General features: G+C 64.6%; 16 protein-coding genes. 7 read left to right on the top strand and 9 right to left on the bottom strand.

Annotation, left to right across the window (positions count from 1 at the left end):
• The first annotated feature begins 216 nt into the window (after positions 1–216).
• Positions 217–1,920, top strand: a complete 1,704-nt coding sequence (locus CBM981_RS11830) for a SulP family inorganic anion transporter (protein ID WP_225867377.1) — start codon at positions 217–219, stop codon at positions 1,918–1,920.
• A 27-nt stretch (positions 1,921–1,947) separates the two neighbouring features.
• Here the strand turns inward: CBM981_RS11830 and CBM981_RS11825 are convergent, their stop codons facing one another.
• The gene (locus CBM981_RS11825) at positions 1,948–2,649 is read right to left on the bottom strand and encodes a Fe2+-dependent dioxygenase (protein WP_087068572.1); all 702 of its coding nucleotides are present in this window, start codon (positions 2,647–2,649) and stop codon (positions 1,948–1,950) included.
• Positions 2,650–2,740: 91 nt separating this feature from the next.
• Between CBM981_RS11825 and CBM981_RS11820 the strand changes: the two genes are divergently transcribed.
• Entirely contained in the window at positions 2,741–2,974 is a 234-nt protein-coding gene (locus CBM981_RS11820) for a hypothetical protein (protein WP_087068571.1), read from the top strand.
• 13 nt (positions 2,975–2,987) lie between these two features.
• On the opposite strand, the gene CBM981_RS11815 is transcribed toward CBM981_RS11820, so the two are convergent.
• The 3 genes from CBM981_RS11815 to CBM981_RS11805 all read right to left on the bottom strand — a co-directional run bounded on the left by CBM981_RS11815 (position 2,988) and on the right by CBM981_RS11805 (position 4,056).
• Entirely contained in the window at positions 2,988–3,302 is a 315-nt protein-coding gene (locus CBM981_RS11815) for a galactose oxidase (RefSeq protein WP_225867376.1), read from the bottom strand.
• Between the two features lie 95 nt (positions 3,303–3,397).
• Positions 3,398–3,634 carry a chlorophyll a/b-binding protein gene (locus tag CBM981_RS11810; protein WP_087068570.1) on the bottom strand — a complete coding sequence of 79 codons (237 nt, stop codon included), beginning with the start codon at positions 3,632–3,634 and terminating at the stop codon, positions 3,398–3,400.
• 278 nt (positions 3,635–3,912) lie between these two features.
• Positions 3,913–4,056 carry a chlorophyll a/b-binding protein gene (locus tag CBM981_RS11805; protein WP_087068569.1) on the bottom strand — a complete coding sequence of 48 codons (144 nt, stop codon included), beginning with the start codon at positions 4,054–4,056 and terminating at the stop codon, positions 3,913–3,915.
• A gap of 66 nt (positions 4,057–4,122) precedes the next feature.
• On the opposite strand from CBM981_RS11805, the gene CBM981_RS11800 reads away from it, so the two are divergent.
• From CBM981_RS11800 to CBM981_RS11785, 4 genes are all read left to right on the top strand, one after another.
• Positions 4,123–4,893, top strand: coding sequence for an AhpC/TSA family protein (locus tag CBM981_RS11800; protein WP_087068568.1), 771 nt, complete (start codon positions 4,123–4,125; stop codon positions 4,891–4,893).
• Between the two features lie 108 nt (positions 4,894–5,001).
• A complete protein-coding gene (locus CBM981_RS11795) occupies positions 5,002–5,730 on the top strand; it encodes a glutaredoxin (RefSeq protein WP_087068567.1) in 729 nt (242 codons plus the stop codon).
• A gap of 161 nt (positions 5,731–5,891) precedes the next feature.
• Positions 5,892–7,433 (top strand): multicopper oxidase family protein, encoded by a 1,542-nt coding sequence (locus CBM981_RS11790; protein ID WP_087068566.1) that lies wholly within the window; start codon positions 5,892–5,894, stop codon positions 7,431–7,433.
• A 1,991-nt stretch (positions 7,434–9,424) separates the two neighbouring features.
• Entirely contained in the window at positions 9,425–9,658 is a 234-nt protein-coding gene (locus CBM981_RS11785) for a hypothetical protein (RefSeq protein WP_172820884.1), read from the top strand.
• Positions 9,659–9,932: 274 nt separating this feature from the next.
• On the opposite strand, the gene CBM981_RS15405 is transcribed toward CBM981_RS11785, so the two are convergent.
• Entirely contained in the window at positions 9,933–10,310 is a 378-nt protein-coding gene (locus CBM981_RS15405) for a hypothetical protein (protein WP_157665436.1), read from the bottom strand.
• Between CBM981_RS15405 and CBM981_RS11780 the strand changes: the two genes are divergently transcribed.
• Complete coding sequence (locus tag CBM981_RS11780) at positions 10,309–11,835, top strand: IS5 family transposase (RefSeq protein ID WP_225867339.1); 1,527 nt, start codon at positions 10,309–10,311, stop codon at positions 11,833–11,835. The two genes, CBM981_RS15405 and CBM981_RS11780, sit on opposite strands and share 2 nt — an antisense overlap.
• Positions 11,836–11,863: 28 nt before the next feature.
• Here the strand turns inward: CBM981_RS11780 and CBM981_RS16230 are convergent, their stop codons facing one another.
• The 4 genes from CBM981_RS16230 to CBM981_RS11760 form a co-directional block, all read right to left on the bottom strand.
• Complete coding sequence (locus tag CBM981_RS16230; protein ID WP_369801698.1) at positions 11,864–12,274, bottom strand: DUF559 domain-containing protein; 411 nt, start codon at positions 12,272–12,274, stop codon at positions 11,864–11,866.
• A gap of 68 nt (positions 12,275–12,342) precedes the next feature.
• Complete coding sequence (locus CBM981_RS11770; protein WP_087068563.1) at positions 12,343–13,263, bottom strand: DEAD/DEAH box helicase; 921 nt, start codon at positions 13,261–13,263, stop codon at positions 12,343–12,345.
• Positions 13,263–15,713, bottom strand: coding sequence for an AAA domain-containing protein (locus CBM981_RS11765; RefSeq protein WP_087068562.1), 2,451 nt, complete (start codon positions 15,711–15,713; stop codon positions 13,263–13,265). Before CBM981_RS11765 ends, CBM981_RS11770 begins: the two co-directional genes overlap by 1 nt.
• A gap of 7 nt (positions 15,714–15,720) precedes the next feature.
• Positions 15,721–19,026, bottom strand: coding sequence for a DUF499 domain-containing protein (locus CBM981_RS11760; RefSeq protein WP_087068561.1), 3,306 nt, complete (start codon positions 19,024–19,026; stop codon positions 15,721–15,723).
• Between the last annotated feature and the right edge of the window lie 7 nt (positions 19,027–19,033).

Here is a 19,033-nt window from a genome sequence, read left to right as displayed (position 1 = left end):
ACACAGCAAGCACACGCATCGCCAACCAGAACGAAGCGAAAACAAGAATTAACGCCACGGCCAGCAAGACGGAATCGGCTCGGAAAGCCTTAATGCACAGACGGCAAGTCTGGCGTGGGTGGATCCCGGAGTCCGGCGATCCACCCACGCTTCGGAGCAGAAACCACAGCCCCCCATTGCGCCCTAGGGTTTCGCCCACCACACCTTGGTGTAGCGATGGCAACGGTCACGGTGCCGCCCGGGGGGCGTCCTGCCTTCCGGGTGCTGAATCACTTCAGCACCAGCAACGTCAGGGGTGACCTCTTTGGAGGGGTCACCGCGGCCGTGATCGCCCTGCCCATGGCCCTGGCCTTCGGGGTGGCCTCCGGCGCCGGTGCCACCGCGGGCCTGTGGGGCGCCGTGCTGGTGGGCCTGTTCGCCGCCCTGTTCGGCGGCACCCCCACCCTGATCTCCGAGCCCACGGGCCCGATGACGGTGGTGATGACCGCCGTGATCGCCACCCTCACCGCCAAGGATCCAGAGAACGGACTGGCCATGGCCTTCACCGTGGTGATGCTGGCCGGGGTGTTCCAGATCCTGTTCGGCATGCTGCGGCTGGGCCGGTATGTCACCCAGATGCCCTACACGGTGATCTCCGGCTTCATGAGCGGCATCGGCATCATTCTGATGGTGCTGCAGCTCGGGCCGTTCCTCGGCCAGGCCATCCCCAGGGGGGGCGTGATGGGCACCCTCACCAACCTCCCCAGCCTCCTCGCGGGAGCCCGCCCTGCGGAGGTGACACTGGCCGTGGTGACCCTGGCGATCCTCTGGTTCACACCGGCCCGGATCCGCAAGCTGGCGCCACCCCAGCTGATCGCCCTGATCGCCGGCACCATCCTCTCGCTCACCCTGCTGAGCGGCGCCGACGCCTCCGCCGAGGTGGAGGGCATCCGCCGCATCGGCGCGATCGCCTCCGGTCTGCCCAGGCTGCAGGTGCCCACCTTCGAGGCCTCCCAGCTGCAGCTGATGCTGGTGAACGGGGCCGTGCTGGGCATGCTCGGCTGCATCGACGCCCTGCTCACCGCCGTGATCGCCGACAGCATCACCCGCACCGAGCACGACTCCAACAAGGAACTGATCGGCCAGGGCCTCGGCAACCTCGTTTCCGGCCTGTTCGGGGGCATCGCCGGGGCCGGCGCCACCATGGGCACCGTGGTGAACATCCAGGCGGGGGGCCGCAGCGCCCTCTCCGGTCTCAGCCGCGCCCTGATCCTGATGCTGGTGATCCTGGTGGGCGGCCGCCTCGCCGCCCAGATCCCCCAGGCCGTGCTCGCCGGCATCGCCCTCAAGGTGGGCTTCGACATCGTCGACTGGAGCTTCCTCAAGCGCGCCCATCGCATCTCGATCACCGGCGCGCTGATCATGTACCTGGTGATCGCCCTCACCGTGCTGGTGGACCTGATCGCCGCGGTGGGCATCGGCGTATTCATCGCCAACATCGTCACGATCGACAAGATGAGCGCCCTGCAGAGCCGGGCCGTCAAGTCGATCTCCACCGGTGACGGCGATCTGCTGCTCGAGCCCGAGGAGAAGAGCCTGCTGGATCAGGGCCAGGGCCAGGTGCTGCTGTTCCAGCTCACCGGCGCCATGATCTTCGGCGTGGCCAAGGCGATCGGCCGCGAGCACAACGCCATCGGCGACTGCCGCGCCGTGGTGTTCGACCTCACCGAGGTGTCCCACCTGGGCGTCACCGCCGCCCTGGCGGTGGAGAACGCGGTGGAGGAGGCGATCGAGAAGGGCCGCCAGGTGTTCGTGGTCGGCGCCAGCGGCACCACCCGGGAGCGGCTGGAGAAGCTCGGACTCTTCGCCAAACTGCCGCAGGAGCACGTGTGTGTCAGCCGCTCCGAGGCCCTGCAGCAGGCGGTGACCGCCATCGCCTGACCGCCCGCGCGCCGCTGCGGTGCGGCGTCAGTCTCCCCAGCGGCGCAGCAGGTTGGTGTAGCTGCGGTTGATCAGGGCGAACACCTCCGCCGGCAGAGCGGCGTCCTGCCCCCCTGCCGCCTGGCTGTCGCCCTGGCCGGCGAAGAGGGCGCGACGGGCGGTGTCGAGCTCGAAGAGCAGCTCCCTCTGGTCGGCGTGACGCACGCGGCTCTGGATCCAGCCCACCGCCACCAGCCGCTCACCGCTGCGCACCGGCTCCACGCGGTGCAGCAGGGTGCTCGGATAGAAAATCGCGTCACCGGCGCTCAGCCGCACCGGCTCCTCCCCGGCGGGCGTCTCCAGCATCAGGGCCCCGCCGGCGTAGCTGCCGGGCTCGGAGAGAAACAGGGTGAACGAGAGGTCACTGCGGCCCTCCTTCATGTAGGCGTTGTCCACATGCCGGCCATACCCCTCGCCCACACCGCAGCGGCTGAACAGCAGGCCATGCACCCGCACCGGCAGGGCAGCGGCGGCCACGAGCGGATGGGCCAGCAGTGCTTCCCGCACCTGCTGCGCCAGCTCGGCATGCAGCGGCGAATCCTGGGCCAGCTGGCGGTTGTGCTTCACGGTGCGGGCGTGCCAGCCCGCGGTGTCGGCTCCGGACCGCCAGCACGCTGCCTCGGCCAGCAGAGCCCCCCGCATGGCCTCCACGCGCTCGGGGGAGAGCAGGGATTCGACGGCGAAACGCATGGGACGTGATCAAAGGCACGCGCAGGGGTGACCTCACGGCCGGGTGCCGGGAGGTGTCGACAGCATGATCGGATCAGTTCCGGTCCACGCCATGCCACGCTCAAGCCTTGCCCTGTTCCTCGCCACCGCCGGCCTGGTGGCGGGCACCCTGGGCTGCGGCCAGGCCCCCGAACCGAAGGACGGCGGCGAGGCCGGCGAGGACGGCACCGAGATGACGAGCCCGTCGGGGTCTGCCGCGCCGCAGACTTCCACGCCGCAGACTTCCACGCCGAAGCCGGAGAACGCAGGAGAGGGCGGCGAGGCTGGGGAGGCTGGCGAGGGCTGAACCGAGGCCCGGATCAGGCCCCCTCCGGCGCCCACCCCCGCTGGCGATGGAGGCCGTCGGTCCATCCGTGGCATCGGCGGGTGAGGTGCTCGCCGTGGGCGATCAGGCCGGCATGGAGCTGGCAGGTGAGCAGCGGAATGGCGTCCTCGGCCGCCTGATGGCGGAAGAAGTGACAGGTGAGGCACACCTGACGGCTGCGGCTGGGTGCCAGCAGGGGCTGCTCCAGGTAGGGCCAGGCCTGAACGGCGCAGGGGCAGGCCTCAACGGCAGATTCGCTCGACGCCGCGACCGGGTGGCTGGGCAGGGAGAGCGGCGGGAAAGCGGACATCGGCCCTTGCGCAATACAGATGTACTATCGCAGCGGGAGCTGGCCATGTCAAAGCCCCCGGGCAGGGCCCAGGGGCTGGGGTTCAGGAGCGAGGCTCAGAAGCAGAAGGGAAGGAACTGCGTGCGGCAGGCGGTGTAGCCGTCCACGAGGGGGCCGAGGCCGATCTGGTGGGCGATGCCGGCTCCGGTGAGGCCTTCGGTGATGATGCCGATCACGATGCCGAGCATGGCGGCGCGGCCGTTGAAGCGCTCAGCGCGCTGCAGCTGCTCCAGGTGGATCTGCTCGGTGGCGCGGTCCTGGAACCACTTCTCGTTGGCGGGAGTGTTGGTCATGGGAAGAAAGCTGTAGAGGTGGATGGGACGAAAGCTGTGGACGAAGGCAGGGCCAGCTGGCGTCCGGCCAGCCGGCGGCCTGTCAGCTGGCGGGGTCGGGCCGGAGCAGGGAGCCTGCGATCCAGGCCGCGAACAGCACGACGGCGAGGGTGGCGGTCATCGGGAATCAGGAGAGAGGTCGCTGGGGCGGGACAGCACGAAGGCCACCATTGCCGTGAGCACCAGCGCGATGGCAATCAGCCCGGCGATGGCTGTGGTGTAGTCGCTGGTCATGGCGCTCAACCCAGGCCGATCTGGGAGAGGATGCCCTGACCGGTGAGCAGCTCGGTGGCCAGGCCGATCACGAAGCCGAGCATGGCCAGGCGGCCATTCCAGGTTTCGGCGAAGGCGCTGAAGCCGAAGCGGGTGGTGGAGTCGGTCATAGCGACGGGGTGTAGTTGCGTTTTGTTACGAAGACTGTAACAGACTGCAACGGGATCTTGACGGAATTGCCTGAATCGGCCGCGGCCCAAGGGATCACAGGGGCTCCCTCCCTGCCGCCTCGGCCCCTGCTCGAGGCCCTGGCCGGCCGCGAGGGCATGGGCGCAGGCCAGCGCCGGCTGGTGCTGCTCTGGGGCCAGCTCGGCGATTTCGACAGCCTGGAGTACGCCCAGGCCCTGGCGGGAGCCCGCAGCCGGCTCGAGCGGGCCGGGATCCAGGTGCTCGCCTTCGGCATCGGCAACGAGGCGGGCCGGCAGCGCTTCTGCGCCTTCACCGGCTTGCCGCTGGCCTGGCTGCAGGCCGTGCCGGACGCGACGCTGCATCAGGCGCTGGAGCTCTACCCGGGGCTGCAGCTGCCGATCGGCCCCTGGGGCAACCTGCTGCTGATGTGCGCCGGGCTCGGTTCCCCGGGCACGCTGCGGGAAGTGCTGCGCGGCTACACGGGCGACCGCCGGGCTCCCCAGCTGATCGACGAGGAGACGGTGATCCAGGCCCCGCCCCTGCCCCCGCTGCGGGGTTCCCTGTTCGCCAAGGCCGGCGGCCGGGGCTTCCAGCGGCCCTTCGAGCTGGCCACGCTGCGCCTGCGCAACATGGGCGAGGTGCTCGGGCACTGGCGCACCTATGTGCCGCACGACGCCTTCCTCACCCAGCGGGGCGGCACCTTCCTGCTGGACGGGGACAACACGCTGCTCTACGTGCACCGCGACCGGGGAATCCTGGGCTTCGCCGAGGCGATGGCCCAACCGCTGCGGTTCCTGGAGCCCTACCTCGGCGCCTGAACCCGGTGCCCCCCGGGGCCCAGCCATGAAGGCCGGTCACGGCGCCTTGACTCTCCAGCTGCTGGAGACTGCAGGCTTGAAGGTGATGGCCCCCTCGCCTCGCCGCCGATGGCTTCGCCTCCCCTCCAGCACGTGCGGCTCTACCGCATGGACCTGCCCGGTCACGCCTGCCCGTGGGGGCTGAAGGCGGTGAAGCTGCTGGAGGAGCATCACATCCCCTTCGAGGATCACCCGCTCCGCAGTGAGGAGGAGGTGGCCGCCTTCAAGGCGGCCCATGGGGTGGCCACCACGCCCCAGGTGTTCGCGGAGCAGGAGCGCATCGGCGGCTACAGCGTGCTGGCGACGCGGCTGGGCACCCGGCCGGAAGCCGATGGCGTGTCCTATGTGCCGGTGATCGCCGTGTTCGCCACCGCGGCGCTGATGGCTCTGGCGCTGGCAGGCGGCTTCAACGGCTTCATGGGCATCGCCATCTGCCTGCTGGCGATGCTGAAGCTGATGGATGTGCAGGCCTTCGCCGCCAGCTTCCGCAAGTACGACCTGCCCAGTCGGCGCTGGAGGGCCTGGGCAGAGCTCTACCCCGGGGTGGAGCTGCTGGTGGGCCTCGGCATCCTGGTGCAGCCGCAGCTCCCCGTGGCGGCCCGGCTGGTCGGCGCCACGGCCCTGCTGCTCGGGGGCATGGGCATGGTGTCGGTGGGCAAGGCCGTGTTCCTCGACCGGCTGGCCCTGAACTGCGCCTTCGTGGGGGGCAACACCCGCACGCCGCTCGGGGTGGTGAGCTTCGCCGAGAACCTGATCATGGGCCTGATGGGCGGCGCGATGGTCCTCCGGGCATGGTGAGCCTGAGCCCGGGGACACCGGAGCACCGGGATGCCGGCCCTTGACTCTCCTCGGGATGAGGACCCTAGGGTTGAAGGTGAGGCGGCACCGGCAGTGCTGCTGCCAATCGCGCCCCGGCCACGGCGGGGTGTGACCGACCCAGCAGCTCGGGGCCTGATTCCATGCCTGGACACCCCTTCGGCCGACGCTCCTTCCTCACCCTGGCTGCCGGGGCCACGGCCGCTGCCACAGGGGCCGTGCTGCTGGGGCGCTCCGGTGATCCTCGCCGCTCACAGCCTCTCTTTGCGGCCACCAGCTCCCGCCTGAATTCCCGAGGCGGCCTGCTCGAGCTCGACCTGACCGCCGAGGAGACGGCGGTTTCCATCCCCGGTGGGCCAGAGCGGGCACTCACCTACAACGGCCTGCTGCCCGGGCCGCTGCTGGAACTGCAGCCCGGGGATGCCGTGCGCCTCCGGCTGCACAACCGGCTCGATCAGCCCACCAACCTGCACTACCACGGGCTTCACATCCCGCCCGGCGGTCAGGCCGACAACGTCTTTCTCAGCGTCGCTCCCGGCGCCAGCCAGACCTACGACTTCCAGCTGCCGGCCAACCATCCGGCGGGCACCTTCTACTACCACCCCCACCGCCACGGCACGGTGGCCGATCAGGTGTTCGGTGGCCTGGGCGGCGTGCTGATCGTGCGCGGCGCTCTCGATCGCATTCCCGAGGTGGGGGCGGCCCAGGAGCAGGTGCTGTTCCTCAAGGATCTCCCCGTCGGCTGGGAGAACGCCGCGATGGGCAGGGGGATGGGCCGGGGGAGGATGCTGGGACGGGAGGGTTCGGCCCTCACCGTGAACGGGCAGGTGAATCCTGACCTCACGGTTCCCGCCGGCGCTCTGCTGCGGCTGCGGATCGTGAACGGCTCCAATGCCCGCTTCTGGCGCCTGGCGCTGGAGGACCATCCCTTCCATCTGATCGCCACGGATGGCGGCGCTCTGGAGGCCCCCGTGGCCCTGAGGGAGCTGCTGCTCGCGCCCGGCGAGCGGGCCGAGGTGCTGGTGCAGGCCAGCCGGGCCGGTGGCCGCTACCGGCTGCTCAACCTGCCGTACGCCCGCGCTGCCGGCGGAAGGATGGGCGGAAGGAGGGGTGGCATGGGGATGGGCCCGCGCGGTGGCATGGGCATGGGGCCTGGACGCGGTGCGGAGTTCGGTGCGGGATTCGGTGCGGGCTCAGGCCTCCAGCCGCAGGCTGAGATCGCGATCGCCACGCTCACCTACGCAGGAGCCGTTGCTCCCCAGCCCCTGCCCGAGCGGCTGCTGCCGGTGGAGCCCCTGCCGCCGCCTGTGCGCAGCCGCCGCTTCGAGCTGAATCACGGCATGGCTCCCGGCATGGGAATGGTGTTCCTGATCAACGGCCGCCCCTATGCGCCGCACCGCACCGACACCCGGGTGCGCCTGGGTGACACCGAGGACTGGGACCTGGTGAACACCGGCGTGATGGATCACCCCTTCCATGTGCACATCAATCCGTTCCAGGTGATCAGCCGGAATGGCCGCCCCGAGCCCTACCGCGCCTGGATGGACGTGGTGCTGGTTCGCTCCGGCGAAACGGTGCGGATCCGCACCCGCTTCACCGACTTCCCTGGCCGCACGGTGTACCACTGCCACATCCTCGACCATGAGGAACTGGGCATGATGGGCAATCTGGAGATCACGACCTGAGCTGCGTCTGCCATGGCGGAGGCTTGGCCTGCACAAGCCGGCGAACGACTGGTTTGATCCCCGCTTCAGCCTCTGAGGGGCGCCATCACGCGCAGAACAATGCCATTATCGAAGCTTCCGGAGGGGCTGAACTCTGCTGTGGCAGTCCCGCACCAATCCGGAGTCTGCCAGCGATGCGCGATGCCGGGTTCGAACCAGCGACATCCTGCTTGTAAGGCGGGGCGTCGGGGCCAAGATTAACTGCAGTAACTGGCCCCGAAGTCGCTTGCAGAGCGACTCGCGTGAATTCCGCGTGAACTAATCGCCCCTGCAGGCGCTTTCGGTAGCATGCAGGCGTCTGAGGTGTTCACCCTGAGATGGCTGCCGAATCTGATCTGTGTGTGGAAGATTTGGCTCAGGAGCTCCACCTCACTGATCGCTATATTCGGGAACTTGCCAGAGCCGCTATTAGCAGATCTGGCAAGGTTGGATTAACACTATTGGAGGATCCGACCACCGGCAAGCCAATCAAGGGCGAAGACGGCTTAGCGTTCTCTGTGGTGTCCAGCCCCCCTTCCAGGCGGGGCCGGCCGTCCAAGAAGCGTGGTGAAAGCACTTGGGCCTTCCGCCGGGTGAGGCTTGATAGCGTCACATTGGCGCAGCGGTACCTGCTCCCTGGAAGCCCTCAAGGAAGAAATCAAAAAAGTATCAAGGCCATTGCAGCGGCCGCGGGCATCACCCCAGGTGGACCTGTACGAGGGCTCAGCGATGCCTCACCGGGAGAGCCGACGCATGTAATAGCAGCCGATGACCCTGGGCCCGTCCTGGGGATGCTCCTCCTACCTGAAGGCATGCCAGTGGAGTGGCGGCCCTCCAAAGGCGACCATGTGGAGGTATTGGTGCGGGGGACGTTACTCGTGCCAACTGCCGGGCCGATCGGGATGGGACCTGGTTTCGACCGGATCCTGTGGGACCTAGAGACTCAATGCTGGTGGGGGGAACCACAGGAGGAGCGGCGGTTGCTGGAGATGTTCGGCAGCTGGGGACTGGATCACGAGAGTGATGGCAGGAAGCCTGCAGCAGTGCTTCTCTCCGGTGTCCAAGGTCTACGGCTGGACTGGGTGCATGGCGATCCCAGGGACTGAGCGGTCCTTACAAGCATCGAGCCGACCTTCAGGGGGCACGACAGTGGGAACACCGGCCTGCGCCGTTGCAGCAACAGCGCCAACATGGAAACCATGCCGGCCCAATATCTACTGTTGACGTAGCTCCCCGGTATTGGTCCAGGTGCATGAGAGTAGGGGCTTATACAGCAGCAACTTGAGCCGACGAACGACTGCGACCATCCTCCCTGGAGCGAGCTGGACCGATAAAGGAGATCACGTCAGAATGTGGATTAGGATGGCAGATATAGGCACACGTTCTACCCACAGTATCCGTCATCCTCATCAGGCGACCCGTGCTTAACTACAGTTTCCACTGCCGCTACCCCAGTCTAACCAGTGGGAGTGGGGGAGTTTATAAAAGGGATTCAGAAGATTGTTCAGCCCCAGCAATACGAAAGAGAAGGAGCCAACTTTCTGACGACAATCTGGTTGAGGGCCGCTTTGCATCAATGAATTGTTGCCGAATCTGATTGACATCTGACATCCTGAGAGATATCGGCCACGCTCAGGCGATGGGGAAGCCCCATCCAACGGTAGACATCAGCCCTGTCGGCTTCGCTGTAACGACGCATCGGTCTGCTCCATCAAGCCGCCTGGTGGTTGAAGTAGTCGAGATGGAGAGGCGTCAACTTTCCTGTCAGAGGGGGACGCAGCAGCAAGATATGAGCGACTGCTGGGGGCTGAAGACGGGAATCAGCAAATTCAGCGAGAGAAGGCTCCGCGACCCGCCTGAGGGCGCATCCGCTGACGAGACTGAGCCTGGCGGAACGGATCTTGGTGGCCAGGACCCAACCAAAGATCGATCATCTAGCCTAAGGCAGTTTTTTCAGTTCCATGATGGACAACTTGGAAGCCTATCTTGAGAGAATCGCCAGCTCACTGGAGGCTATTCAGGCGCAGAACCAGGATATCGTGATGAGCCTGGAGCAGATAAAAACGGAGCTGAACTGGGTCGACCCGCTTTCGGCCATGTGGAATCTTAAGTCAGAGATTGAGGATATCAAGTCCAGTCTTGATTCAGACTTGTCGGCTATTCTTGTTAGCCTTCAGGAAGTTCAGGAAAACACATTCCCTCAGTAATGCCAACCCTCGAAGTGGCGCAATGCATCGTCGGCAAGTGCTCATATCAGCCTATCTGCTGCATTCGTGCGCGGGTGGGCCAGCAACTACCCGCCCGTCTGGCTCGTCCCTTTGAAGACCTCAGCATTGCCGCATCTGAGAGGATGAGGCAAGCGGTAGGCTGCTTGGGCACCTTGATTCCTGATGCATTTCAGGCAAGGCCAGGTTGTTACCTTTAGCCCAATGGACCCTTCTACTTCCATATAGCATCTTCAGAAAGAAGCCCGATTTCCATTCAGGTCACGAGACCGCTCTTTCTGCAACGAGCAATAACATCGGCAAGTCGAGCAACGATGCGTGCCCCTCGGCGCTTAAAGCCCAATTCGGGCAAGATGGAAGCAATAATTTCATCATCACTGCGCAGGATTCCATCTGACTGCAACCATAGGATGAGCGCTTCTAGCTCCTGATCGCTATAGTCATTAATGGTGGACTTCAGGCTAACCTTAGGCCGCTCGTCCCTGGCGGGAGCATCCTGCTGTGGGACCACCAAGAAGGGCCTCCTGAGAAAAGCCACATCCACTGCAGCGCAATGGATGTGAGCAGTTTTCTCGGCTAAAATGTACGAGATTGGGCTCGTTTGCGCCCAAAAGCCGCCCAGAGTTTTCCACATGTACCGACGTGAGCATCGTGATCAGCTCTCGTTCGAGGACTTCTTCCTGCCGTTTGGAGGAAAGCTCTCTGGTGACAATCGCTGGATCAAGCTGGCTGAGCTGATCCCATGGGATGAGCTGGAAGGTGACTATGCAGCTCAGTTCTGCAAGGGCTTTGGCGCCCCGGCAAAGCCATTTCGCATGGCACTGGGCGCCCTGATCATCAAGGCCCGCATGGGGCTGACTGATGAAGAACTGGTTGAGCAAATCAAAGAGAACCCCTATCTCCAGTTCTTCATCGGCCTGGAGGCATTTCAGTACTCGGCTCCGTTTGACCCATCAATGATGGTGTACTTCCGGAAGCGGCTGCCAGATTCGGTCGTGAATGACTGCAATGAACGAATCGTGCGTCACGGTCTGAACGTGATCCGTTCGTCTGCAGTTGATGAGCACGACAGCAGCGATGGAGGCGGAGCCGGGAGCGCAGCTGATCAGAAGATTGAATCCAAAACGCCACGGCCAAATCAGGGGTCACTGCTGATTGATGCGACATGCGTTCCGGCAGATATTCGGCATCCAACGGATCTCTCGCTGCTCAATGAAGGCCGAGAGCTCACCGAGACTCTGATCGATGCCATGTATTCGCAGGTCAGAGAGTCCTTTGGTCACAAACCACGAACGCATCGGAAGCAGGCCAGGCAGCAGTTCCTCGCCGTGGCCAAGAAAAAACGCCCTCGGTTTCTCAAGATCCGCAAAGCGATCAAGCAACAGCTTGGGCATCTCAAGCGCAACCTTGCCAACATTGACGCCCTGACAGCCTGTGGCGCAAGCCTTCTGGCGGCTGGGCGGCATGCCTATCAGAAGCTGTTGGTTGTCAGTGAGCTGGTCCGCCAGCAGAACATTCTCTATCGCTCAGACACCAGAAGTATTCCCGCTCGCATCGTCAGCCTCTGTCAAGCGCACATCAGGCCAATTGTTCGCGGCAAGGCGAGGTGCAATGTTGAGTTCGGCGCCAAGATCTCACTTTCTGTCACCGATGAAGGATTTGCTTTCCTGGATCGGCTGAGCTTTGACCCCTACAACGAAGGGGAAGATCTGAAAGTTCAGGCCCAAGCCTATCGTCGTCGATACGGCTGCTATCCGGAGGTGATCTGCGCTGATCAGATCTACCGCACAAGATCAAATCGGGCATTCTGCCAGCGTCACGGCATTCGGCTGAGTGGGCCTCGTCTTGGTCGCCCGAAGAATGATCCGGAGTTGGTGGCAGCCGAGAGGCGGCAGTTCGTTGATGATCAAAGGCGGCGCAATGCTGTTGAAGGCAAGATCGGTCAAGGCAAGCGTCGCTATGGATTGGGATTGATCCGAGAGAAACTGCCGGCAACACAGGGTTCATCCATCGCGATGAATGTCCTGGTCATGAACCTCCAGAAGCTCCTGGAGCTTCTTTGTCTCTATTTTGTGCTCTGCTGGCAACTCTTGGTCTCCGCCGCACGGGCTCTGAGCTCCAGCAGCAGAGAGCTGAGTTGTCAGCTCAGCGGGGCCTGAGGATCACTCAGAGGTCGCCCGGGCAGGCTCATTGTGGTGCGCATTGCCCGCGGCTCACTTTCTCAGGAGGCCCCAAGAAGCCCTCAGCGCTTGGAAGTGGTGGCGTGGAAGTTGGGACTGCCGAGTCTTCCGACGTTGACGTGACTGGTGTCGACACGCCCGAACTCAGGGCAGCAAGAGCCCGGTGATAGGCCTCTACCGCGAGCTCGATCTCTTTCTCCCGGTTGTGGAGCCACTCCGTGGACCAAATGCGGTGGAACCGCCAGCCGAGGCGCTCCAGATGCTCCTGGCGGATGCGATCACGGTCACGAGCAGTATCACTAGCGTGATAGGCCGCACCATCAGCCTCGATCGCCAAGACAAAACACCCAGGCTCATCGGGATGCTGTACGGCGAAATCGAGCCGGTAGCCACTCACACCGTACTGGGGAACAAGCATCAGACCCTGAGCTCTCAGGGCATCGTGGATGTCTTGTTCAAAGGGATTCATTGGCTCGCGTTCAAGCCTCAGGTCTCCAAGGTCATCTCCGCCGCTGCGGGCGAAACCAAGTAGTCGATGAAGGCCTTGCTGCCGATTCTCGTTAGCCGGTTAGTGTCATACAGGTCGGGGTTGATTGTTGTGACAACCTCCACCGAGCGTCGAGCTCGCGTGATGGCGACATTCAACCTGCGCAGGCCTTGGAGATTCTCATCATTGTTGATGGGGCCAAAGGCATAGCTGGGTTTTCCGGTTGTCGTGAGTCCGTAGCCGGTAGCGATGATCACCACATCCCGTTCATCACCCTGGATCGTCTCCAGGTTGCGGATGCGGAACTTCTCCTCAGGCCGATCCTTTGGATGCAGGGCAATCTCGCCAATTTCATCCAGACGGGCCTCGAAGGCCTTCTGAATGCGAGTGGCATGCTTAAGACCAAAGGCAATCACCGCCAGGCTTTGTTCTGGGCGTTCTCTGAGGTGATCGACGGCGAGCTCAACCGTGCGCAAGACTTCGGCATTGGGCGAGGCACCGCTCACATCAGCCTGACTGCCCTGCACCAGATGGAAGCGAAACGGTTCCTGGGAAGCAGCCCCAGGGAGGGTGATCAGTTTGCGGTCGTAAAGGTCGGGGTGAGCGTTGGAGAAGGCAATCAACCGCTCGTCCTCCGAGCGGTAGTGCCACTGCAGCGTGCGTGTGCCTGTGAGCCTGGGCAGTGAAGCCTTCATGGCCTCAAGCAAAGACTCTGCCTCCTTGACGGCATCGACCTCGTATTCGGAGACGTCATCCCGCTCAGCGGGGTCATCATCCTCTTCTTCGGCACGGGTGGAGAAGAAGGAGGTGCTGGTAGGAGAGAGCTGCTTGGAATCGCCGGCTACCACCACCTGCTTGCCACGCAGGATGGCGGTGACGGCTTCATGGGGAACGATCTGACTGGCTTCATCGAAGACCACTACATCAAAGTGCTGCCGATCGGCCGGCAGTTCTGGGAGACCACCAGGGGGCTCATCGCCCAGCAGGGTTTCAGGGCCGTGAGCAGGTCTGGCGCAGCTTCGAACAGCCGCCTTGCACTGAGCCGGCCTTTCCGGCGGCGCTTCAGTGCCTCTCCCCGAATCAGACGCTCCTGCTTCTGCCCTTCCGGCTGCAGACGAATGGCATGGGCTCGCTCCGCAACCAGCCGCCTGATCTTGAGGGGCTTGGCTGCAATGACCTTGCGGTCGGTCTCGCGAAAGCGCCTGACGAGCGAGTCAAGATTGCGGCGCGTCGCTTCGGTGAGGCGTGGGTCCAGCAGGGAGATCTTCTCCTCAACTTGAAGAGCCCAGCCGCGTCGTGCGGATCTGGCGAGCTTTTCGCTCGACATCCCCTGACTGAGCCGATCGGCTACCTGTTGAAGGAGCCCCTCCCGGCTTGCACCAGCAGCTTCCAGTTCATTGAGGCGCTGGGCGATGGCTGGGGCCTTGATCAGCAGCCTTCGGCTGTCCTGGGTGGCCTCCAGCAGCGCCAGCAACGAGTTGATTGAGGCAGCTTCGGGAATGGACACCACACCCCGGGCGCTCAGCCACTGCAGATGGGCCGTGATGGCATCAATGGCCTTCATCAAGGCGCCACTTCCGGGGATCTCACCAATGCGCACCATCGGCGCCTCAAGCTGGCGGATCAGCTCCAAGGCCCGCTCCACCTGGAAGAGATCGCCGTTGCGACTGAGGTTCCGGGCCTGGTCAATGGCCGACTTGCGCTCCCTGTTGAACAGGCCGCCAAGGAGACCCGCCTTGTATCCCTTGGCGAGTTGGTCGGCCAGGTTGCTGCGCTCTGCAGGCGGCAGTGAGAGCAGGCGGTAAACATCCACAGCGGCGGCGCAGGGTCCGAGAAGCTCGCCGAGTTGACTGGTGATCGTGGAGGCGGCAGAGAGAGTGAGTGCTTCGCGATTGCGGAGTCGCGGGGAGGCGTGCTCCAGCCAGTCGTTCAGCTGACGAACGGATGGCTTCAGAGCATCGGCTCGGTCCAGGAGTTCCTGAACTATCTGAGCGTCGGCGAGGGCGCCGGAGCGGACAGCTACGCAGAAGATCCAGCTGGGTTTGAGGACCTGGGCACTGGGAAGCGTGCCGAGGTTGTTGATCAGCTGGGAGATGCGGAGGATGCCGGCCCGATCGATCCCCTGCAGCTCTGACTGGGTCAGGCGCAAGGGCTCTGGATCCAATGTGCCGCTGCTGAGCAGCATGGTGGCGACTTCGTGGTAGGAGCAACGCCAAGGCTCCCGGGTGGCGTGCAGAGCCTCACTGTGTGCCAGCAACCGTTCGCGAACGACGTCGAGCGATTGGTGGGCAGGCTCCAAATCAACATCAGGGACCTGCGCGAGTGCCTCCAAAGCCTGGGCGAAAGGCTGGGCCGGGCGGGCGCGCAGAACACTGGAGTCGTGCAGGTCCAGCAGGAGCTCCCCCAGCCCTGCCTTGTCGATGCGCTTCTTGACCGCATCGATGGCGGCACGTTTCTCGGCGACGAACAGAACGCTTTTGCCGCGAGCCATGAAGGCGCCGATGAGATTGGCGATCGTCTGGCTCTTCCCGGTGCCTGGAGGCCCCTCGATCACCAGATTCTGACCCTCCAGTGCCGTGTTGATCGCCCAGTGCTGGGAAGCATCGGCATCGAGAATCAGAAATTCCTCACGGCTGGGCGTGTGGTTCGGCGCCGTTCGGGGGCAGCTCGCTGTGAGCTTCTGCAGGGAAGCCGTGGCGTTCTGGTCGCCGGCGAGGGAGGCGATCACCTTGTGGTTGGAGAGGGCATCGGTGGCTCGTCGGAGGTCCTCCACCATCGGCAGCTTCTGGTAGGTGAGGTTCTTGATGAACAGGCCTGATGTGAAGTGAAGCCCGAGCTCCGCCGGCGCTGCTGCTGAAAGCAGCTCCTGAACTGCTTCCGGGGAGGTATCGAGGGCCTCATCGAGGGCCTCGTCAGACACCTTCAACCCTGCGACCCCTCGCAGGTATTGCAGCAGCACGGGATTGATCTCACTGGCCTCGGTGTCTAGAGCGATCTCCCAGCGATCCAGATTCGAGCCTGCACCGCGAACCTTCACATCCATGAGGAGAAACGGTGCCTGAGGGCGAGTGATCTTTTCTGCGGACCACTCGGCGAAACCCGAGATGAAGGTGAGGGTTTCGACTCCGAGCTGCTCCGCATTGTCTTCCGCGATGGTGAGCACCCTGCGGATGAGAGAACGATTTCCCTTCTCCACCAGGTCGAAGAGATCCCTTACCAGACACCACTGGCCCCGCTGCAGACGAGCGGCTGCCTCTGGGGAAAGGGTGAGGGTGCTGGTTTTGGTCTGGCGGAAGCTGATCAGGTCGTTGCGGCCGGAGAGATCGACCAACTGATCCGCCCATGCCTGGAACTGTTCGACAAGACTCATCTGGCGCTCAATACAACCCCGGCTTATCCACCTTCAGCGCCGCTGAGTTCTCCAGCACGATCCGTGCCGTGGCCTCGGCGATGCCGTTGGGTACCCGAGCCTGCACCTCCAACGACATCTCGATCTCTGCACCCGGCAGTGCCTGCAGGTGCGACATCACCTCATCGAGGAACTGCCCCATCTGAAGACCGGCCTTCACCGGGTCGAGCTTGAGCGAAGCGGTGTAGGTGGTGGGCAGGGAAGGTTTCAGTGGTGGTGGTGGCGGCGGAGGGGCAACCCCCATGCCTGGAGACACGCTCACACCGCCAACAGGGGCCGTTGAAGGTGGTGTGTCTGGGGTATAGCCAATGGCGGCAGCAGCGCCGGCCTCAGCAGCAGCCTTCGTCTCCGCTTGGATCTGCACCTGCGCCACCTCATCCTTGACGAGGAGGGTGTTGAGGCTCGCAGGCCGGCTGCTGGAAGCCGACTGGTGGCGCAGGCCCGAGTACCGGCCACTGGCCTCATCGAATCCATCAGCAAGGTGGAAGGTGGCCTCGCCTGTGAGAGCAGCACCGGCGCTCACCAGGGCATCGAGGATCACATGGTCACCGCTGATCCGAGGCAGGTAGAGGTACTTGCGGCACCAGTCCACCAGCTCGCGGGCGCTCACGGAGTCGCGGTCCTTCCAGAGGAAGCGGTCGAGGTCCTGGCGGATGCGGCGGGCTCCCAGGGAGGAGAAGAGCAGGTCTTCCTGCTCGCACTTCTGGCTGGCGCGCTCGCCCAGGCTGCCCTTGCCGCCGCTGAGGCGGCGTTCATCCCAGGACGCACCGCCGGGGCCGGGTTCGCTCTGGAACGGCACCAGCAGGTGACACCAGGTTTCGGGAATGCGCAGGCTGATGGCGTGGGTGGCGTCCTCGATCTTGCTGATGGCCTGGTTGCGCTGCGCCACGGTGATGTTCATCTCCTCGGCGTGGTCGGCGATGCGCTGCCAGGCGCGGCGGTCGGCCAGTGCCTGGTAGAGGTCTTCGATCGCCTTCTCATCCGGGGCCAGGAACACCAGGGTGTTCTGGAACAGTCGTGGGGCATTGCCCCGGCTCTGCAGACAGCTCGCGGCCCAATGCCTTGCCTCACTGAAGTCCACGCCCCGGGTGTGGGTGGCCTGGGGCGGGAGCAACACCAGCCGGGTGGCGGGCTCGTCGGGAACCTCGCCCGAATCGGCGGGGGTGGAATGGAGCCCGGAGAAGGAGCCGCGCCGGCCAGCCTCCTTGGCCAGCAGCTGGTTCAGCTCGGCGTTCAGCTCGTCCCGCTTGCGCAGATAGCTCTCGCGGTACTCCTCGGCGGTGCGATTGAGGTTGGGGCGGGTATCGATCCAGTAGCGGTCGCCGTCCTGCTGGATGAAGCGGCCGCGATCCGCCAGGCGGCGCAGCGCGTCGCCGAACACGTGGATCGGCTCGCCGGGCATGGCGCAGGCCAGCTTGACGCGCTGATCACCGATGCCCTTGCGCTCAGTTTCGGCGTCGGGGGCGGTGCCGATGTAGAGGCTGCGGGCCACGCGCTTGCAGGCGCTGACGCGGCCGAAGTTGGGGTTGTCGCTGTCGAGCCGCGCCGGGGTGGACTCCGGGCCATCCACGTCGACCGAGAGGATCGGCTCCCACTGGTTGTCGAGGTAGCGCATCAGCTCGTTCTTCACCTCGATGTCGTCCATCGGCACCGAGCTGGGCATGATCAGCAGGTCTTTGCTGTTGCCGTTCCAGAGGCCTTCGATCGTCTTGGCCAGCAGTCGCAGCACGCCACGGGTGCGCTGGAAGCGATCAAGGGTGCTCCAGTCGTCGTAGAGACGGCGGAACAGCTCGGGATGGATCGGGTAGGCGGCGGTGAGCAGGTCGCGGTATTCGGCCTCGCGGGTTTCGGCGGGGAACTCAGCGCGCTGGCTGGCGTACATGTCAGTGAAGGCGCGCACCACCGCATCGCGGGAGGCGCCACCCTCGCGGGTGGTGATCGTCTCGAACAACCGCCGCCGCACGATCTCGAAGCCCTCGTTGCCAGTGGCGGGGCGCCACTCGTAGGCCACCCGGTTCACCACATTGCGCAGGCCATCGAGGGCCTTCTCGCCATCGCTGCCACCGATCTCGTTGGTGCTCTGGGGCACGGAGATCAGCAGCAGCATGTTGGGCACCTGTTTGGCGGCCTCAGTGAGCGCCTGGGCGAAGGACACCTGGGAGTCGTAGGTGCCGGCAGGCAGGTCGACACTGCGGACCAGCTGACGGGCGTAGGCCACCCACTCATCCACCAGCACCAGGCAGGGGGCGTAGGCGCGGAACAGCGCGGCGATGTCCTGGGCACCGGGTGCCACGCGCTGCTTGTCGCTGCTGGCGATCAGCTCATACCCCTCCGATCCACCGAGCTGGTAGGCCATCTCGCCCCAGAGGGTGTTCACCACCGTGCCGTCGGGCTTGCGGCTGGGTTCGGCGGGGCTGAAGGCGGTGCCTACCAGTACCGCCCGCGCGGCCTTGGGGACGCTGTGGATACCGACCTCCGAGCAGACCTCATCAAGGCCCGGGAGGTTGGCGAGGGGGGTGCCGGAGCAGAGGTGGTAGAGCGCCAGCATCGAGTGGGTCTTGCCGCCGCCGAAGTTGGTCTGCAGCTCGATCACCGGATCACCGCCCTGGCCGTTGAGGCGCTGCAGGGCGATGCGAAGCAGCTCCTTCATGCCGGAGGTGATGAAGGTGCGGCGGTAGAACTCCACCGGGTCGGTGTACTCCCGGCTGCCGCGTCCACGGCGCACCTGGTCGAGGTCGGCGGCGAACTCGGCCTGCTGGTACTTGCCGCTGATCACATCGGGGTGGGGGGTGATCACCTCCCGCCAGGGCACCAGGCCAGGGGCAACCTGGTTCTGGGTGGTGCTCTGGTAGCGGATCCGGTTGCGGGCACGGTCGGCATACACCTGCTGCTGCAGCTCCTCACGCATGGTGCGCAGGGTTTCGGCAGGTTCAGGAGCAGCGATCGAGGTGAGCAGCCGCGCAGCCGTATCGAGGGTGCGGTCGGTGTCGTCGGAGGAGAAGGCTTCCTGGTGTGCCCAGCGGTTGCGCGCCACCAGCAGTTCGCTCACGTAGGAGCGATCCGAGGAGCTGAGCTGCTGCTTGAACACCCCGGCCCAGTGGTCCATGAACAGCTTGAGCAGCACCGACACGTCCTGGAGACTGCTGTTGGAGGACAGGTTGTTCTGCCAGCCCGAGCCGATGCTCTTGTCCAGCTCCCGTTTCATGTATGGGAACAGGCCATCGCGGAGCAGCTCCAGGGCCTTGCTGATGCGGTCGCGGTTGGAGAGGGCCATGGCGAGA

The sequence above is a fragment of the Cyanobium sp. NIES-981 genome (genome assembly GCF_900088535.1).
In the GTDB taxonomy this organism is placed as follows: Bacteria; Cyanobacteriota; Cyanobacteriia; order PCC-6307; family Cyanobiaceae; genus NIES-981.
This window is presented reverse-complemented; position numbering and strand designations above follow the sequence as displayed.

Coding starts and splice junctions, on each gene's coding strand:
- CBM981_RS11830 (WP_225867377.1), top strand. CDS start 217: ATGGCAACGGTCACGGTGCCGCCCGGGGGGCGTCCTGCCTTCCGGGTG.
- CBM981_RS11825 (WP_087068572.1), bottom strand. CDS start 2,649: ATGCGTTTCGCCGTCGAATCCCTGCTCTCCCCCGAGCGCGTGGAGGCC.
- CBM981_RS11820 (WP_087068571.1), top strand. CDS start 2,741: ATGCCACGCTCAAGCCTTGCCCTGTTCCTCGCCACCGCCGGCCTGGTG.
- CBM981_RS11815 (WP_225867376.1), bottom strand. CDS start 3,302: ATGTCCGCTTTCCCGCCGCTCTCCCTGCCCAGCCACCCGGTCGCGGCG.
- CBM981_RS11810 (WP_087068570.1), bottom strand. CDS start 3,634: ATGACCAACACTCCCGCCAACGAGAAGTGGTTCCAGGACCGCGCCACC.
- CBM981_RS11805 (WP_087068569.1), bottom strand. CDS start 4,056: ATGACCGACTCCACCACCCGCTTCGGCTTCAGCGCCTTCGCCGAAACC.
- CBM981_RS11795 (WP_087068567.1), top strand. CDS start 5,002: ATGGCTTCGCCTCCCCTCCAGCACGTGCGGCTCTACCGCATGGACCTG.
- CBM981_RS11790 (WP_087068566.1), top strand. CDS start 5,892: ATGCCTGGACACCCCTTCGGCCGACGCTCCTTCCTCACCCTGGCTGCC.
- CBM981_RS11780 (WP_225867339.1), top strand. CDS start 10,309: ATGTACCGACGTGAGCATCGTGATCAGCTCTCGTTCGAGGACTTCTTC.
- CBM981_RS15405 (WP_157665436.1), bottom strand. CDS start 10,310: ATGTGGAAAACTCTGGGCGGCTTTTGGGCGCAAACGAGCCCAATCTCG.
- CBM981_RS16230 (WP_369801698.1), bottom strand. CDS start 12,274: ATGCTTGTTCCCCAGTACGGTGTGAGTGGCTACCGGCTCGATTTCGCC.
- CBM981_RS11765 (WP_087068562.1), bottom strand. CDS start 15,713: ATGAGTCTTGTCGAACAGTTCCAGGCATGGGCGGATCAGTTGGTCGAT.
- CBM981_RS11760 (WP_087068561.1), bottom strand. CDS start 19,026: ATGGCCCTCTCCAACCGCGACCGCATCAGCAAGGCCCTGGAGCTGCTC.